The 16,889-nt window shown below is 69.0% G+C and carries 17 protein-coding genes and 1 pseudogene; 10 read left to right on the plus strand and 8 right to left on the minus strand.

What is annotated here, in order from left to right; all coding sequences use genetic code 11:
- A partial coding sequence (locus tag A9X00_RS13110; RefSeq protein ID WP_156772068.1) for a TetR/AcrR family transcriptional regulator occupies window positions 1-581 on the plus strand: 581 nt, incomplete at its 5' end.
- On the opposite strand, the gene A9X00_RS13115 is transcribed toward A9X00_RS13110, so the two are convergent.
- Both A9X00_RS13115 and A9X00_RS13120 read right to left on the minus strand, forming a co-directional pair.
- A complete protein-coding gene (locus A9X00_RS13115; protein WP_067153579.1) occupies window positions 505-996 on the minus strand; it encodes a DUF417 family protein in 492 nt (163 codons plus the stop codon). The two genes, A9X00_RS13110 and A9X00_RS13115, sit on opposite strands and share 77 nt — an antisense overlap.
- Window positions 997-1,066: 70 nt before the next feature.
- The gene (locus A9X00_RS13120; RefSeq protein ID WP_067153810.1) at window positions 1,067-1,675 is read right to left on the minus strand and encodes a TetR/AcrR family transcriptional regulator; all 609 of its coding nucleotides are present in this window, start codon (window positions 1,673-1,675) and stop codon (window positions 1,067-1,069) included.
- A 140-nt stretch (window positions 1,676-1,815) separates the two neighbouring features.
- Here A9X00_RS13120 and A9X00_RS13125 point away from each other — a divergent pair, with 140 nt between their 5' ends.
- Window positions 1,816-2,370: a pyridoxamine 5'-phosphate oxidase family protein gene (locus tag A9X00_RS13125; protein ID WP_067153581.1), complete on the plus strand. Its 555-nt coding sequence runs from the start codon at window positions 1,816-1,818 to the stop codon at window positions 2,368-2,370.
- On the opposite strand, the gene A9X00_RS13130 is transcribed toward A9X00_RS13125, so the two are convergent.
- The gene (locus A9X00_RS13130) at window positions 2,365-2,838 is read right to left on the minus strand and encodes an SRPBCC family protein (protein ID WP_067153812.1); all 474 of its coding nucleotides are present in this window, start codon (window positions 2,836-2,838) and stop codon (window positions 2,365-2,367) included. The two genes, A9X00_RS13125 and A9X00_RS13130, sit on opposite strands and share 6 nt — an antisense overlap.
- 128 nt (window positions 2,839-2,966) lie before the next feature.
- Here A9X00_RS13130 and A9X00_RS29865 point away from each other — a divergent pair.
- The 6 genes and pseudogenes from A9X00_RS29865 to A9X00_RS13155 form a co-directional block, all read left to right on the plus strand.
- Window positions 2,967-3,146: pseudogene (locus tag A9X00_RS29865) on the plus strand (SDR family mycofactocin-dependent oxidoreductase); the annotation flags it as partial.
- Window positions 3,147-3,212: 66 nt separating this feature from the next.
- Window positions 3,213-4,259 (plus strand): hypothetical protein, encoded by a 1,047-nt coding sequence (locus tag A9X00_RS13135; RefSeq protein WP_232006795.1) that lies wholly within the window; start codon window positions 3,213-3,215, stop codon window positions 4,257-4,259.
- Window positions 4,260-4,347: 88 nt separating this feature from the next.
- A complete protein-coding gene (locus A9X00_RS13140; RefSeq protein WP_067153584.1) occupies window positions 4,348-4,560 on the plus strand; it encodes a heavy-metal-associated domain-containing protein in 213 nt (70 codons plus the stop codon).
- Window positions 4,557-6,755: a cation-translocating P-type ATPase gene (locus A9X00_RS13145; RefSeq protein WP_255363073.1), complete on the plus strand. Its 2,199-nt coding sequence runs from the start codon at window positions 4,557-4,559 to the stop codon at window positions 6,753-6,755. Before A9X00_RS13140 ends, A9X00_RS13145 begins: the two co-directional genes overlap by 4 nt.
- A gap of 81 nt (window positions 6,756-6,836) precedes the next feature.
- Window positions 6,837-8,228 (plus strand): alpha/beta hydrolase family protein, encoded by a 1,392-nt coding sequence (locus A9X00_RS13150; RefSeq protein WP_067153594.1) that lies wholly within the window; start codon window positions 6,837-6,839, stop codon window positions 8,226-8,228.
- A gap of 232 nt (window positions 8,229-8,460) precedes the next feature.
- Window positions 8,461-9,270 (plus strand): polysaccharide deacetylase family protein, encoded by an 810-nt coding sequence (locus A9X00_RS13155; RefSeq protein ID WP_067153819.1) that lies wholly within the window; start codon window positions 8,461-8,463, stop codon window positions 9,268-9,270.
- A 32-nt stretch (window positions 9,271-9,302) separates the two neighbouring features.
- Here the strand turns inward: A9X00_RS13155 and A9X00_RS13160 are convergent, their stop codons facing one another.
- Window positions 9,303-10,484 carry an SRPBCC family protein gene (locus A9X00_RS13160; protein WP_067153596.1) on the minus strand — a complete coding sequence of 394 codons (1,182 nt, stop codon included), beginning with the start codon at window positions 10,482-10,484 and terminating at the stop codon, window positions 9,303-9,305.
- 22 nt (window positions 10,485-10,506) lie between these two features.
- Here A9X00_RS13160 and A9X00_RS13165 point away from each other — a divergent pair, with 22 nt between their 5' ends.
- Entirely contained in the window at window positions 10,507-11,367 is an 861-nt protein-coding gene (locus A9X00_RS13165) for a PaaX family transcriptional regulator C-terminal domain-containing protein (protein WP_067153598.1), read from the plus strand.
- Between the two features lie 4 nt (window positions 11,368-11,371).
- On the opposite strand, the gene A9X00_RS13170 is transcribed toward A9X00_RS13165, so the two are convergent.
- Together A9X00_RS13170 and A9X00_RS13175 are read right to left on the minus strand one after the other, a co-directional pair.
- Window positions 11,372-11,626: a hypothetical protein gene (locus A9X00_RS13170; RefSeq protein ID WP_067153600.1), complete on the minus strand. Its 255-nt coding sequence runs from the start codon at window positions 11,624-11,626 to the stop codon at window positions 11,372-11,374.
- A gap of 10 nt (window positions 11,627-11,636) precedes the next feature.
- Window positions 11,637-13,028, minus strand: a complete 1,392-nt coding sequence (locus A9X00_RS13175; RefSeq protein WP_067153602.1) for an FAD-binding oxidoreductase — start codon at window positions 13,026-13,028, stop codon at window positions 11,637-11,639.
- 156 nt (window positions 13,029-13,184) lie between these two features.
- Between A9X00_RS13175 and A9X00_RS32510 the strand changes: the two genes are divergently transcribed.
- On the plus strand, window positions 13,185-16,097 hold the full coding sequence (locus A9X00_RS32510) for a helix-turn-helix transcriptional regulator (protein WP_067153604.1): 2,913 nt from the start codon (window positions 13,185-13,187) through the stop codon (window positions 16,095-16,097).
- Between the two features lie 5 nt (window positions 16,098-16,102).
- Here the strand turns inward: A9X00_RS32510 and A9X00_RS13185 are convergent, their stop codons facing one another.
- A complete protein-coding gene (locus A9X00_RS13185) occupies window positions 16,103-16,372 on the minus strand; it encodes a DUF4242 domain-containing protein (RefSeq protein ID WP_067153606.1) in 270 nt (89 codons plus the stop codon).
- 41 nt (window positions 16,373-16,413) lie between these two features.
- Entirely contained in the window at window positions 16,414-16,872 is a 459-nt protein-coding gene (locus tag A9X00_RS13190; protein ID WP_067153822.1) for a MarR family winged helix-turn-helix transcriptional regulator, read from the minus strand.
- Window positions 16,873-16,889 lie beyond the last annotated feature (17 nt).

A 16,889-nucleotide genomic window follows, 5' to 3' on the forward strand; every position in this document is an offset into this window, starting at 1 on the left:
GCCAGCGGATCATCGTTGCCACCATGCGGTGCGTGGCCAGGGTCGGGTACGCACGCGCGACCATCCGCGAGATCGCCCGCACGGCCGACGTCACCAGCGCCAGCCTGTACCACTACTTTCCGAACAAGTCCGAGCTGTTCACGGCGACCGTCCGGGAAATCGACGAGATCGCATTGCCACGGGTGCGGTCCGCCGCGGCGCACTCCGATGACGTCGTCGAGCGCCTCGAGGCGATGCTGGACGAGCTGGACAGCTTGCTGCGCGAGTATCCGCACCTGGCCGCGTTCGAACGCGCCATGCGCGGGCATGCCGGGCTAAAAGGGTTGCGCGACACCATCGATGACATCGTCCGGGCCGCCCAGGCGCGCGGAGCGCTGCCGCCCGGCACCGATGCGGGCGCCGCGGTCAACGCGATCTACGCGCTGGCTCGCGGGCTGACGGACCGGTCGGCCCACCTGACCCCGGATGCCTACGCCGCCACGCTGGCATCGGCCAAAGAATTGCTCAGGGGAACGCTTTTCGCGCCGCGAGCGAGTCGCCGAGCGTCCACAGCGCAACGCCGATCAACACGAGATCCTTGAGCAGGAATTGGCCCGGCAGCGCGGACAGCACCGGGAGGCCGGCGGCGTGGGTCGAGACCACCCCGGGCGTGGTGAACAAGAAGCTCAGCGTTCCCATGAAGAGCACGACGGCCAGCGCGCTGCCCGCCGCCGATGCGCGCGGCCACACCGGTCGCAGCGCAATGAGAAGCGCCGCAACGATTTCCATCGTTCCCAGCCCCCGCGCCACGGTAGTGACGGGGGCGACGTGATAGATCCAGCCCATCAGCGGGCTGTGCTCGATGAGCACCCGGGATTCCATCTTCACGTACTTGCCGAACCCGATCCAGGCCAGGACGACCACCAGTCCGTAGCGGCTGATCAGCTGGCCGGCGCGGGTCAGTGACTCGGCCACGCGTAACGGCGTGCTGGCGGGGGACGGGGCGCTGTCGATCATTTCGGGCGGATCCTTCCTTCGCGGACGGGCGGTCGTTCGGAAGGGGTAACGAGCTACTCGCCGACTGGGTTCAGTGACCCAGTTGCTCGAGTCCGGCGACGATGAGGCGTAACCCGTAGGCGAACTCCTCCTGCAGCGGAACGGGCAGATCGTCGGCTACCGCCACCGTCGCGGGGTAGCGCGACGGATCAAGCTCGTGGAATGCGGCCGTCAATTCGGCATCCTGTTCGCCCGCAGCCGATCCGGACTGCTGGATCGCGAAGCCGAGTACGTAACGCGACAGAGTCGCGTAGGCGTGGGCGGCGACCACGGGTGGAAATCCGTTGTCGAGCAGAAGCGCCAGCATCAACTCGCGTTGGGCCAGCGCGTTGGGTCCCATCGGGACGTGGCCGATCAACAGCGACGCGACACTGCCGCGGCGGCCCAGCGCGTCGAACATGTGCTGCGCGAACAATGTGCACGCCTGCGGCCACGGCAATGCGCTGACGGTTGCGGAGTCGAGTTCGATTTCGCCGAGCAGCCGGTCGACCATCATCGCCACCAACTCCGATCGGTTGGCGAAGTGGCGGTACAGCGTCGCGGTGCCCGAACCCAGGCGCTGCGCCAGCGATCGCATCGACAGCGCGTCCGCCCCGTGCTCGTCGACGAGTTCGATCGCCACGGCGAGGATCCGGTCCAGCGGCAAGGCCGGGCGCCCGCGAGAGCGCCCCGATGGCTGCTGCGGCGGTCCCTCTGGTTGACACTCTTCCCTGTTTATGGGCACACTGTATCCATTATTCGCTCACGGGTCAATCCCCCTGATAGGCAAGGAAGTCCGCCATGCTGCTACCCCTGGCACCGGAGCCCTACGCGGTCCCCACCGACCGCGACATGCTTCCATCCGAACGTCGTGAATTCGTCCGGACGCATCGGACCTGCGTGTTCGGGTACCGCCGCCGCAACGACGGCCCGGCGATGTCGATCGTCTACTACATCCCCACCGACACCGACGAACTGCTGGTGTCCACCATGGCCGGCCGCGGCAAGGCCCGCATCGTCGAACGCGACGGCAAGGTCAGCCTGTGCGTCCTCGACGAGCGGTGGCCGTTTGCCTACCTGCAGGTGTACGCGGACGCGACCCTCGATCGCGACCGTGACCTGGCCGTCGACGTGATGATGGCGGTCGGCGGGCGAATGTCGGGTCAGCCGCTCGGCGAGGAGGCACGCCCCGACGTCGCGGCGATGTGCGAGCGGGAAAACCGCGTGGTCATCCGCTGCCGGCCGTACGCCAGCTATGCGACGCCGCCGCGCCACCTGCACCGCAACGACCAGGTCGAAAAGCTTTCACATTGGGTTTCGGGCGTGGTCGCGTGGGACGCGCCCGACCCGTCATGACGCCGCGTAGCGGTCGCGCAGCTTGGCCAACGTCGCCTCGATGCCTTCCGCGTTGGCTTTGCGGAAACCCATCAGCTCGTAGTACTTCAGCGCGTTCTTGATCGCGCCGGCTTCGCTGTAGTCGAACGTCTCGGTGACCCGCGTCCTCGTCGGTGACAGCGACTCGAATTCCCAGCGCCAGCGGTGTCCCAGGGGGTGGCGCCATTCGATCAGCTCATTCGGTTTGAGCGCCGTCACCCTGCTGGTGATGCGGTACGGGACGCCATACATTTTCATCTTCGTCGAAAACTTCGATCCCACAGACATTTCCGCGGGGACACTGATGTTGTCGACCACCGTGCCCGATCCGTCCAATTCGTGGTGGCGCCGCGGGTCGAGAGCCATCGCGTACAGCTCGGCGGCCGGCGCGTCCACTTCGACCGAGCGGCTCACCTGTCGAGGACCCGCGTCGACAAGTTTGACGGTCATGGCGGTCTCCTTCCGGATATCCGGCAGCGCGAACTCGACGCTACGCTTCGCCGGATTGAACTTTCGCAACTGTTCGAACAACGACGTTTCACGGGGAGGCGTTCGGTGAGCCAGTCGATTCCGGGAGGGTGGCGTTGATTACCGGCGCCGCGCGGGGACAAGGGCGCGCGCACGCAGTGCGGCTCAGCGCCGACGGCGCCGACATCGTCGCCGTCGATATCGCCGGGCCGTTGCCGCCCAGCGTTCCCTACGATTCACCCACACCCGACGATCTGGTCGAAACGGCACGACTGGTGAGCGCCATCGGCGTGGGCTACGTCTAAAGCCCGCTAGAGTGCCTGGTCGTGCGGGTCCTACGGTTTCTCTGGCAACGTGTGTTGGCCTTCGACCGCCTGGGCTCACGTATTCCCCAGCTGATCCAGATCTGGCTGATGGAGTTCTTCGTCGTGATGCCGTTGATGTTCTTCATCGGCAAGGTCATCGATATTCGCGGAGCGTTCGGGGTGCCGGGCACCGGCGAACGGCTCGACGGCACCTTCTGGGGAGCGCTCGCGGTATCGCTGTTCTTCGGGTTCTTCTTCGCCCGCTCGCTGGTCAGGCCGCGGGTGGTGCAGGGAACGTGGACGCCGACGGTGCACGCCGATATCGGCCCGGTGACCGTCTACGGCGGCAACCGCGCGTGGCGGGTGACCTACCCGTACCTGACCAGTCACCCGTCGTACGCGCTGCTGTTGCTGATCACCGCCCCGATCCCCGCCGTGATGTTCGCGGCGACCATCAACCAGGGCGACAGCACCTTTTACTGGCGGGTGTGCGGCATCGTCGGCTTGATAATCATCGCCTGCATGGCGCTGGCGCGGGTTCTGGCTTGGTACGTCTTCAAATTCGGGCGCCGTGAGCTCGATGCGCAGCTCCGCGGGTTGCCGATCTCACGGCGGCGGCTCGGCTGGGAGATCGCCTGGAAGCCGGTGCTCGCGCTGATGTTGTTGATGTACGCCATCGCCTGCCTGCCGCTGGGCGGATTGTGGTTGAAGGAAAAACGCACGATCGCCCGCCTGCCCGTCGTCACCGTCGCCGACACGCAACATCCCGGCGAGTATCGGCGGGTGACCGGCACCGTGGCCTCGACGTCCGTCTATTGGGCGCCCCAGGGCCTTGGGCGCGGCGGCAACAACTACGCGGGGGCGGGCGTATTGGTGGCCCTGCGCACCGGCGGTGAGGCGTTGCTTCTCGCCGAATCGATGGCCGTGCCCGACTTCAAGGGCATGATGGCCAAGGTTCGGAACGGCGAGCTCACCGCGACGGGCAAGGTGATCGACGCGGTCTCGGCCGATCAGCGCGAGTACTACGGCTTCGATGTGGGGGCGTTTCCCGCGCCGCCTGCCACCGGCCGGGTCATGCTGCTGCTGTCGGAGCCCTAGCCGGTCGCCAATCCCGGGTGGCCGGCGGTGAGCGGCGCCCGTATAACAGGGATACCGCCTTCCATACGGGCATCTAGACGGGAGTTTCATGGCGACCAACGAGTACCGCGTCACCGGGATGACTTGCGGGCACTGCGAGGCCGCCGTGCAGGACGAGGTGGGCCGGATCCCGGGTGTGGACGGTGTGGACGTCGACGCCAGCACGGGCCGGCTCGTCGTGCGGAGCTCTCTACCCGTCGACGCGAGCGCGGTGCTGGACGCGGTCGATGAGGCCGGTTATAGGGCGGTCCTGGTCGCGTGACGGCGGACGCTAACACGGTCAACAGAATCGAGCTGCAAATCGGGGGGATGAGCTGCGCCTCGTGCGCGGCGCGCATCGAGAAGAAGCTGAACGGGCTGGACGGCGTCAGCGCCCAAGTCAACTACGCCACCGAAAAGGCCGCCGTCAGTCTGCCCCTCGGATACGACGCTCGGGAGCTGATCGCGGAGGTCGAGAAGGCCGGCTTCACCGCGGCGCTCCCGCAAACAGAACCCGCCCCCGAAACGCCGGGGCCTGCCGACGGCGAGCTGGCGGCGCTGCGCATTCGCCTGGTCACCGCGATCGTGCTCGCCGTCCCGGTGGTCGCGATGGCGATGCTGCCCGCGTTCCAGTTCCGTGGCTGGCAATGGGTGTCGCTGGCCCTCGCCGCGCCGGTCGTCGGATGGGCGGGCCGGCAGTTTCACGCGGGGGCGTGGGCCAGCCTCAAGCACGGCGCGGCCACGATGGACACACTCGTTTCGGTCGGGACGCTCTCGGCGTTCGTGGGCTCCCTGTACGCGGTGCTCCTCGGGGCGGGACACGTCTACCTCGAAGTGGCCGCGGGCGTCACGATGTTCATCCTGGCCGGCCGCTACTTCGAGAAGCGCGCCAAGCGGCGCGCGGGCGCGGCGCTGCGGGCCCTGCTCGAACTCGGGGCCAAGGACGTCGCCGTGCTGCGGGACGGGTCGGAGACGCGGCTTCCCGTCAACCAGCTGGCGGTGGGCGACGTGTTCGTGGTGCGCCCAGGCGAAAAGATCGCCACCGACGGCGTCGTCGTCTCGGGATCATCCGCCATCGATTCCTCGATGCTCACCGGTGAGTCCGTCCCCGTCGAGGTCGGCGAGGGCGAGGCCGTGACCGGCGCCACCGTCAACGCCGGGGGACGCCTGGCCGTGCGGGCCACCCGCGTGGGCGACGACACCCAGCTGGCGCAGATGGCGCGCCTCGTCGAGGCGGCGCAATCGGGCAAGGCGAGCGTGCAACGGCTCGCCGACCGGGTCTCGGGCGTGTTCGTCCCGGCCGTCATGGTCGTCGCGGTGGCGACCCTCGCGACATGGCTTGCTGCGGGCTCTTCCGTCACCGCGGCGGTGACGGCCGCGCTCGCGGTGCTCATCATCGCCTGCCCGTGCGCGCTCGGGTTGGCCACGCCGACCGCCTTGCTGGTCGGCGCCGGCCGGGCGGCCCAGCTCGGCGTGCTCATCAGGGGACCCGAGGTCTTGGAGTCGACGCGCAAGGTCGACACCATCGTGCTCGACAAGACCGGCACCGTCACCACCGGCAAGATGACCCTGGTCGACGTGCTTGCCGGGCCGCAGGCGGACCGCGGAACGCTGCTGCGCTATGCCGGTGCCGTCGAGGACGCGTCGGAACATCCCGTCGCGCAGGCGATCGCGACCGCCGCCAAGGCGGAGTTCGGCGCCCTGCCCGCGGCCCGGGATTTCGTGGCGGTGACCGGGCAAGGCGTGCAGGGAGTGGTCGACGGGCATGCCGTAGTCGTCGGGAGCGAGAACCTGCTGGCCGACCGGGCCCAGCAGCTCGATGCGGAACTCTCAGAAGCCAAAGCCCGCGCCGAGCGCGCCGGCAATATCGTCGTCGCCGCCGGGTGGGACGGCCGAGCGCGCGGGCTCCTGGTCGTCGCCGATGCCGTCAGACCGACCAGCGCCGAGGCGATCCGGCTGTTCACGGCACTGGGGCTGACGCCCGTGCTCCTGACCGGTGACGGCGAGGCCGTCGCCAGGCGCGTCGCCGAGCAGGTCGGCATCGCGCACGTCGTCGCCGGCGTGACGCCCGCCGGCAAGGTGGCCGCCGTGGAACGCCTGCAGTCAGAGGGCAGGGTGGTCGCCATGGTCGGGGACGGCGTCAACGACGCGGCCGCCCTGGCCCGCGCCGATCTGGGGCTGGCGCTGGGGTCCGGAACCGACGTGGCGATCGAGGCGGCGGATCTGACCCTGGTGCGCGGCGACCTGTGCGCCGCGGTGGACGCGATCCGGCTGTCCCGCCGGACCCTGCGCACCATCAAGGCGAACCTGTTCTGGGCCTTCGGCTACAACGTCGCCGCGATCCCGTTGGCGGCGCTCGGCCTGCTCGATCCGATGGTGGCAGGCGCCGCGATGGCGTTCTCCAGCGCGTTCGTCGTCGGCAACAGCCTGAGACTGCGGAGCTTCGCCGGCACGAGGCGTGCGGATCCTGTGGGATAGTTGATCTGGCCTGCCGTGTTCTTCAAGCCTTGGCCGGTGGGTTATTCGCAAAGAGATTTGATTTAGCGAAGGTCACCGCCGTTGCCCCGATTCGTCGAACAGCTGTCCTTGCTGCATGGCTGGCTGCCGGTGGCCACGCAGGCGCTCGCGCTGCTCGTCGCCGTCGGCGCGATCGGTGTGACGAGGCGCCGCTGGCGTGGCTGGGCGCTTCCGGTAGCGCTGGGTGTCGCGGGCCTGGCCACGGCGCTGTCGTACTGGTACATCACGTCGATCGGTGTGGCCGGGGACCCAGCCCCGGTGTCGCTGTGGCTGTGGATCGCGATGAGCGGGCTCGCGGTTGCGGTGCTGACGCTCGGCTGGCCGGGCGCCCGCTGGTGGCGTCGCAGCCTGGCGGTGGTTTCGGTGCCGCTCTGCGCGCTGTGCGCGGCCCTGGCGTTGAACGGCTGGGTCGGCTACTTCCCCACCGTGGCGGCGGCCTGGGACCAGCTGACCTCGCAGCCCTTGCCCGATCAAATCGACCGGCTGAGGGTCACCGCGATGCAGCTCGAGGGGACGAAGCCGGCCAAGGGCGTCGTGGTGCCCGTGACCATCAGCGCCGACGCGTCGCACTTCCCGCACCGCCAGGAACTGGTGTATCTGCCCCCGGCGTGGTTCAACAGCAACCCGCCGCCCCGGCTGCCGGCGGTGATGATGATCAGCTCGGCGTTCAACACCCCCGCCGACTGGCTGCGCCCCGGCGGCGCATTCACCGCCATCGACGACTTCGCGGCCCAGCATCACGGCTTCTCCCCGGTGCTGGTCTTCGTCGATCCCACCGGCACGTTCGACAACGACACCGAATGCGTCAACGGCACCCGCGGCAACGCCGCCGATCACCTGACGAAGGACGTGGTGCCCTTCGTGGTCTCGAACTTCGGGGTGAGCGCCGACCGGGCCAACTGGGGCGTCGCCGGATGGTCGATGGGCGGCACCTGCGCGGTCGACCTGGCCGTCATGCATCCCGAGCTGTTCAGCGCGTTCGTCGACATCGCCGGCGACCGCAGCCCCAGCATCGGGACGAAGGACCAAACCGTCGCCCGGTTGTTCGGCGGCGACAGCGCCGCCTGGGCCGCCTTCGATCCCACTACCGTCATGACCCGGCACGGTCACTACACCGGCCTATCGGGGTGGTTCGACGTTCCCTCGTCGCCCGGTCCGCACGCCGTCGCCGAGGAAGCCAACTCCGCCATCGCCGGCCCCAGCGTCGATCCCGCCGCCAACCCCGAAGGCCAGGATGCCGCCGCCAACGCGCTGTGCGACGTCGCCACCGCCAACGGGATCACCTGCGCGGTGGTCACCCAGCCGGGCAAGCACGACTGGCCCTTCGCCGCCCAGGCGTTCGCCGCGTCGCTGCCCTGGTTGGCCGGGACACTGGGGACTCCCGGCACCGATCCCGTCGCGTTGCCGCAGCGCGGCGGCGGCGCGCCGCATTGACGCCAGCTATGCAAGACCGTTACCTTTTCGAGCCCCAATTCACAGCTGAACCTCCTGTAACGAACCCGGCGTATTGAAACCGGCACTGGTACCGTTCGCTGCTGTGGCGGCGGAGTTTGGCAACACAGGAATCCGGGGTACCGGGTCGCGTGTGCCGACATCCCACCGCAAAAGACCCGAGAGGCGCGTGAGGTTCGCCGTCCCGAGTATCGGCGGCGGCACCGCGCCGGAGCTGAGCCGGCGCCGTTTCCTGGGCGCGCTGGCCGCGGCGACGGTGGCCGGCGTGGGCGCCGCCCGCCTGGTGGTCGACCCGCAGCCCCGGACGTTCGCCCAAGCGCCTCCGGCGAACGTCGCGACCTCCGGCCCGACGGCCCCGTCGGCCCTGTTGCCACCCCCACCGCCGAGCGCTCGCATCCCGCTGCCGGGCGGCGGCGCGCTGACCAAAATCCCCGGCGCGGGCGACCTGCTCGCGCTGACCGTCGATGACGGCGTCAACAGCGAAGTGGTGCGCGCCTACACCCAGTTCGCCAAGGACACCGGTATCCGGCTGACGTTCTTCGTCAACGGGGTGTACGACTCCTGGACCGAGAACCTGGACCTACTCCGGCCGCTGGTCGACTCCGGACAGATCCAACTGGGCAACCACACGTGGTCGCACCCCGACCTGACCACGCTGCCCAAGGAGCAGATCGCCCATCAGCTCACCCGCAACGACCAATTCTTGAAGAAGACCTACGGCATCGGCGCGAAACCCTACTGGCGGCCGCCGTATGCGAAGCGCAACGCCGACGTTGACGCGGTGGCCGCCGACCTCGGCTACACCGTGCCGACCTTGTGGTCGGGGTCGTTGTCGGATTCCACGCTGATCCACGAGGACTACATCGTGAAGATGGCCGACCAGTACTTCACCCCGCAGTCCATCGTGATCGGCCACCTCAACCACCCGCCGGTCACGCACGTCTATCCGCAACTCGTCGACATCATCCGTGACCGAGACCTGCGCACGGTCACCCTCAACGACATCTTCCTCAAGACGCCGTAACGGTGCAGGCGCCGGCTCCCGCCGTTCGACTCCTAGCGGGCCATCGCGGCAAGGCGCTCGTCGAGGGTGGCGTGAAAGTGCCCGATCGCGCTCTCGTGTCGGCCGAACTCCACGAATTCGTTGGCGCCCGAACGCAACCCGCGCTGCACGCCCTCGGACATCTCGTTGTCCTCCACGAGACCGGTTCCAATGAGGCTTCCCGCGCCCACGAGAGTGCTCGGTCGGTCGAGCGACTCCCGCTCGGCGACCTCGGGCCTCACCATCGAATACACCGTTACCGTGGTGTGGTCGACGTCCACCGGGTCGAGCACAACCACGGATATCAGGTCCGGGAACGTCGCCACCATGACGTTGGGAAACAGCTGATACAAAAACGTCACCCGCGCGTCGATCGTCCAAGCGCTCTGGGGGCGATCGCGCAGCCGCTCAATATTGCGGTACGGGAACGTGATACGGCTATTTGGGCCGAATGTCTCGACCACGTTGAGATCATCGTATTGCAAAGGATAGAAGGTGTTCTTGTGCGTCGATCGGATGTGATAACCCTCCAGAAACTGCTCGGCAAGCACCTTCCAGTTCATCTCTCGCGGAGTCGATTCCACGTAGACGAGCCGTTCAAACGGCAAAACTTTGTCACGCCACGGATTCCCGTCCGTGAGCCAGGCCATCGCGTCGTCGACGTCGTGCCCCGGGCCCGCACCCGACGAGTCGAGCGCACCGATGACGATGAGACCGTCCACCTCGTGGCTGGGCACCTCGACCAAACCACGGGTCGCCATGTCGAGACCGGGGAAAGCCTCGGCGTGCGGCACATGCGAGAGCGAGCCATCCAGCCGATATGTCCAACCGTGGTAGCGGCACACGAACGCTTGCGCACAGCCCGTCCCCTCGACGAGGGCGAAACCGCGGTGCCGGCACGCGTTGCGAAACACCCGCGCCCGGCGGTCGCGTCCCCGCACCGCGAACAGGGGCACGCCGAAGGCGACCCGTTCGGCGTGGTCGCCCGGGTTGGGGATCGCCGCCGAGGGAACGAGGACACTCGGCATCGCGCGCAGCAACCGGAGTTCCTCGGCGAATCGACTTGGGCTCAAATAGTTTTCGACCGACTCGCGCCAGGAGTCACCCTCGTCGGTGGTACCGGCGTCGATATGGGCGAGGACGCGCCGGACGATCTCCACATCGTCGGCGAGCACCGACTTGGTCGGCAAGCTCATGCGTGCCAGTATCACACTATGCATGCCACGCGTCAATGATTTGGTGATACCGTTGTCAGCCGTGCCCGCCCTGCCCCGATCCCGAGCGAGCGACCTGATCGACAGCCGGCCACTGAGCGCGCGCTCCGTGCTGGCGTCCGCGTTGCTGGGGTCCGACGGGGGCCGCCTCACGGTCGCGGAACTGGTGGCGGTGGCCTCGCTGTTCGGCATCAGCCCCGGGGCGGCCCGCACCTGCCTGTGGCGGATGGTGTCCGCAGGTGAGCTGACCGCCGACGACGGCAGTTACGCGCTCGCGGGCCGGCTGTCGGAGCGCCGCCAGCGCGTCGACGAGGCGGCCCGGATCGACGACGCGGCCGCGCGCCGATGGGACGGGACGTGGGAACTGGCGATCGTCGCGCTGGAGCGCAGATCGGCGACCGATCGCCTGGAGCTGAGAAAGGCCGCGACGGCCCTGCACCTGGCCGAGCTTCGGGAGGGCGTCTGGATCCGCCCGGACAACCTTGATCCGCAACGGTTTCCGGCACTGACGGCGGTTCTCGACCAGCAGTGCACGCGCTTTCACGGCGCCACGACCGACATCACGGCCGCGCATGTGCGGGCGCTGTTTTCCCTCGACGAATGGGCCGACAACGCCCGAGCGCTCATCGACGCCATGGATGCCGCGCTCAATGCGGACAAGCGGGACGATTCGACCGAAAGCTTCACCTACGAGTTCGCGCTGTCGATCGCCGTGGTGCGCCATCTTCAGCTCGACCCGCTGCTGCCGGTCGAGCTCGCGGGCGACGATTGGCCGGGCCAAGCGTTGCGCCGCGGCTACCGACGTTTCGATCGCGCCTTCAAGCGGCGGATGAACGGCGCCTACGGTGGTTTCCGTCGGCCATAGTCCGCTACAGGTTGTCGACGATGTCTTTCGCCTCGCGCAAGCCCGCGCCGGTCAGCTTTTGGTACAGCTTGATCGCGGCAATGGCGTTCCCGGAGCGCGCGAGGGCGACGACTTCGGAGGGCACACCGTTCTCGAGCACACCCGATGTGGCGCCCACGTCGCTGCCGAACGTCGGGCACGGGACCCCGAGCCGGTCCGAGAGCAGGCGGACCTGCTGTTCGAGCAGCGCGAGGCGGCGGTAGATATGGGGATCTTCCATCACCCGATGATTATGCGGCGCCAGGCGATCCGGCGGGCAGGATGTTCTGGTTGATGTGGAACACGTTGGCCGGGTCGTACTCCGCCTTGATCTCGCTGAGCCGCTGGTAGTTCGGGCCGTAGGTGGCGCGGACCCGGTCCCGGCCCTCGTCCATCATGAAGTTGACGTAGGCGCCGCCGGCCGAGTGCGGGTGGATGGCCTCCCAGTACTCCTTCGTCCAGCGCTTCAACACCTCGGCGTTCGCCGGATCCGGGTCGACGCCCGCGATGACCTGTGAGAAGTTCACATCCCGGTAGGCCCAGGGGGTGTCGGTCTGACCGACCCGGTGCACCGCGCCGTCGATCGGGTAGAGGTGCATCGTGGAGTGCATCGTCGGCAGCTCCTCGGCGAAGCCGGCATGGGCCGCGACGGCGGCGTCGGGGATCGTGCGGATGAAATCGCCGCGCCAATACCACTGCAGCCCTTTGGGATACAGCGCATCGAAGGTGGAGTTCAGCGCGGGATACGGCGCCGCCATCAGGCCCTCGAAGGCCGGCCGCATCTGCCGGACCGGCGCGAACGCCTCATCGGCCCCACCGGGATCGCCGGTGTAGCACCAGACCACCGCGCACGCCTTCTGCAGGTGGAACACCTCGGGGAACGGCGGCGCCGGCGGGACGGTCATGGTCGCGAAGAAGCCGTAGAGGTCCTCGTCCTGGGCGGGCAGGAAGTCCCGGTACCAGCTGAGGATGTCGGCGGTGGCCGATGCGGGCCACGCCGTGGGACCGCACAGCACGGTGTGCTCGGGGTGCAGGCGGAACGTGAACGAGCTGACCACGCCGAAGTTTCCGCCGCCACCGCGCAGCGCCCAGAACAGGTCGGGGTGTTCGGATTCGGACGCCGTGACCACCCGTCCGTCGGCCAGCACGACCTCGGCCTCCAGCAGGTTGTCGATGGTCAGGCCGTACTTGCGGGTCAGGTAGCCGTGGCCGCCGCCCAGGGTCAGCCCACCGACGCCGGTGCTCGAGATGATGCCCGACGGCGTCGCCAGGCCGTGCGCGTAGGTCGCGGCGTCCACCTGCGCCCACGTCGCCCCGCCCTGGACGCGGGCGGTCCGCCGGTCGGGGTCCACGTGGACGCGGTTCATCGGCGACAGGTCGATGACGAGACCGCCCTCGACGCAACCGAAGCCGGGGCCGTTGTGGCCGCCCCCGCGCACGGCGACCTCGAGGTTCGACGCCCGGGCGTATTCGAGGGCGCCGACGATGTCGCCGGTGGTTCCGCACCGCACGATCACCGCGGGTCGCTTGTCGATCATGGCGTTGTGCAGCGCACGGGCCTCGTCGTATCCGGCGTCGTCGGGCAGGATCACCTGTGCCCCGAACCGGCCGCGCAGTTCGTCGGTTGCGGTCGTCACGCTCATCGCCCGCACCTCCTCTGGTTGCTTCGCAGGTCTGATGCCGCGACGCTACGGCCGGCAAGACCGCGCGTCATGACCACAACGAGGCATTTGCCAGGCATCCCACGATAGTCAGATCTGACTATCGACCGGCCATATCGGCGCGGTTACCTTGATTCCATGGCTGATCCCACGGCCCAGTGGGTGCCGCCGCCGCTTCCGGCGGAACTGCTGGCCCGTCGCCGCGGCCCGCTCGTCGGCCGCGCCGCGGAGCTTGCCGCGTTCGAGCAGGCGTGGGAGCGCGTCGAGGGCGGCAACCGCCAGGCGGTCTTCATCGGCGGGGAGCCCGGGGCGGGCAAGACCCGCCTGGCGGCCGAGGTCGCCGGAACGCTGGCCGACCACGGCGTCCCGGTGCTCGTCGGGAGCTCGACGGCCGACGCGGACGTGCCGTACGCGCCGTTCACCGAGGCGCTGGATCGGCTGCTGGTCGCCGCCGCGCCGGGTTCGCTGGCGGACACCCTGGCCGACGCGGGCGCACAACTGCGCCGGCTGTCCACCCAGGTGGATCGGCATTTGCCGGACATCGGCCCGGCAGACGAAGTCGCGGCGCCCAGGCAGGCGCTGTTCGACGCCCTGACCGGTTTTCTGCGGCGCCTGGCCGCCGACCGTCCGATCGCATTGATCCTCGACGACCTGCATTGGGCGCAGCTGCCCACGCTGGTGATGCTCGAACGCGTCGTGATCGGCTGCGCCGATGTCCGGATGCTGGTGGTCGCCACGTTCCGGTCGACCGAACCGGACCGTTCCGACGAGCTCACCACCCGGCTGGCCGAGCTGCACCGCTTCGACGGGGTCCGGCGCCTGGACCTCGCGGGGCTGGACACCGAGGCGATCGCCGAGTTCGTCAGGCGGACCCAGCAGCTGGCTCCGGCGTCGGCGCGCACCGCCGCCGCCCTGCTGCGCGACAAGACCGGCGGCAATCCGTTCTTCCTGACCGAGCTGGTCGGCGACCTCGAAGCCCGGGGTGGGCTGGCCACGCTGGGTGTGCAGCAGACCGTCCCGGCGTCGATCGGCGACGCCATCGCCCGCCGGCTCAGCGGACTGGGCGCCGGCGTCCGGGTCGTCATCGAACAGGCGGCGGTGCTCGGCGAGACGTTCGACCTGCCCGCGCTCATCGCCGCGAGCGAGACCGACCTCGCCGCGACGCTGGCGGCGGTCGATTCGGCCGAGGGCGTCGGCCTGATCCGGCCGGTCCGCGACTCCGACGGCGAGTTCTCGTTCGTGCACGCGCTCACCCGCGAGGCCGTGGTCGGCGGAATGGCGGCGTCCCGGCTGCGGATCATGCACGCGCGGGCGGCCGAAGCGCTGGAGGGCCGGTCGGACTCGTCGCTCATCCCCCGGTTGGCGAACCACTACCTGCGGGCCCACGTGCTCGGCTACCATGAGCAGGCGCTGCGGTACGCGCACCAGGCGGCCCGGATGGCCGAACAGAGCCTGGCCTACGAGGACGCGGCGAGGTGGTTCGAGCGGGCGGCGTCGCTGCCCGAGCTGAGCCGCACCGATCGGGCGCGGCTGGACCTCGATGCGGCCGCTAACCACGTGCGCGCTGGCGATTTCGCGCGGTCGCGGGCCATTTACGAACGTCTCAGCGCGATGGACGATCCGCTGATCCGGCTGGGGGCGGCCGTCGGCTACGAGGAAGCGAATTGGCGTCGCGGACAGTCGGATTCGAAGGCGGCCGACCTGCTGGCGTCGGCGCTGGAGTCGTGCGGGTTGGATTCCGACGACCTGCGCTACCTGCAGGCACTCGGCAGCTTTGGGCGCGCGCTGGCCTTTGCCGGAGAGGCGGCGCGGGCGCGCGAGGTGGGCAACAACGCCATCGACCGCGCACGGGCCACCGGCGATCAGGCGGTGCTGATGCACACGCTCAAGACGAGCCTGTGGCAGGGGCTCACCCCGGAAATGTGCGAAATCCAGGCGGAGCGATCGGCCGAGGTGTCCGTCATGGCGCTGGAGCGTCGCGACTACGAGGTGCTCGGGGCGGCCGCGCACTTTCGCGCCATGGTCAGCTATCTGGCCGGCCGGCCCGACGACCTGGCCGCGTCGACCGCGGACATGCGGCGGGCGGGCCAGGCGTGCGGACAACCGGTCTTCGGCTTCGTCGGTGCCTGCGTCGAGCAGGCGCTGGCCTATCTCCGCGGCGACTTCACCGGCGCCGAACGGTGGGCCGACATCGCTTTGCGCGCAGGCGATTTGTTCGACGCGGACGACACCGCGGGCTCCAACGGCGTCCAGATGTTCATGATCCGCCGCGAGACATCCGACCTGAAGCGATTCGCCGGGTTCATCGACGGCAGCGAGACTTTCGCCGGGCGCTGGGTGCCCGGCCTGCTGGCGCTGTACACCGAGCTCAACTGCGAGGCGGGCATGACCCGCGCCCTCAACCACCTGCTTAACCGCAAATTCGGCGATCGCACCGACGAGGCGCAGTGGCCGATGGAGCTGGTGTTCATGGTCGAGGCGGCGCTGGAGCTGGGCAACCGCGAGGCGCTGCATTCGCTGCGCCCGTACATATCGCGCTATGCCGGCAAGAACCTGGTCGCCGGCCAGTTCGTCGCCCTGTTCGGCAGCGCCGACCGATACCTCGCCCGGATCGCGGCACTCGACGGAGACACCGCCGCGGCCGAGCGGCATTTCGCCGCGGCGCTCGAGATGGACCGCCGGATGGGCTCGGTGGTTCACGTCGGTGAGACGCTGGCCCGGGACGCGTTGTTCGAGGCGTCGCGCGGGCGCACCGAGGAAGCACGGCGCCTGGCCGACGAGGCGCGCGCGATCGCCACGTCGATCGGCCAGAACCGCGTCGTCGCCATGGTGGATGCGGTATTGATGACGGGCCCGGACGGCTTGACGGACCGGGAGGTCGAGGTGCTGCGGCTGCTCGCCGAGGGGCTGAGCAATCGGGCGATCGGCGAACGCCTCTACATCAGCACCAACACGGCCGCCAACCACGTGCGCAACATCCTGATCAAAACGGGCGCCGCGAACCGCACCCAGGCGGCGATGTACGCCGCCGATCACGAACTGCTCGGGTGACGATCTCAGATATCGGAGAGCCCGCCGTCGGGCATGACGCGATCACGCACCTCGACGATGACGTCGGCGGGCAGCCCGGCCCGCGCGGCCGCGGTCCTGATGGCCTCGGGCGAGGGCGCCTCGTACAGGCAGTAGGTCTTGCGCTTGTCCGCCGACAGGAACGAGTACATCCAGCGAACGCCCTCGTCGTCGTTGATCCGGTTGATGCCGTCGGCAACCTCGAAGCTCGGTTCCATTTCCTCGGCAAAGTTGCGCTCGACCATGAAGATGGGCACGGCGGACTCCTGTCATCGTCTTGGGTCGAACCTACGCCGTGTCAATCGCGCGCCGCGTCGGCCTCGCTGGAGAGCAACATCTGCAGGGTCTCCCGCAATTCGCCCAGCCGCTCGGGACCCAGCAGCTGCTCCCACCGCTTCTCCAAAGCGACTGCGTTGGAACGCATCACCCGCAGCGCTTGGCGACCACGCGGCGTCAGCTCGATGAGCCGGGCGCGGGCGTCGACGGGATCGGCGACTCGGGTGACATAGCCGTGCCGCTCCAGGCCGGCGATCCCCTGGGCCACCGCCTGGCGGCTCACGTTGAGCCGGTCGGCCAGATCCGACGCGTGCAGGCCGCCGGCCGCCAGCGGCACCAGCGCGACCGCCTGCGCGGGCCGGATGCCGTCGAGGCCGGCCGCGGCGAACGCCGCCCGCAAGCGGGGCGCGCCCGAGGCGGCCACCAGGTTCACCAGCGCCGGGACGGTGGGCTTCCAGTCGGCGTCGGCAACACGTCGCATGTGGATGAGTGTGCCAT

The organism is Mycobacterium sp. 1245805.9, assembly GCF_001672915.1.
Taxonomy (GTDB): Bacteria; Actinomycetota; Actinomycetes; order Mycobacteriales; family Mycobacteriaceae; genus Mycobacterium.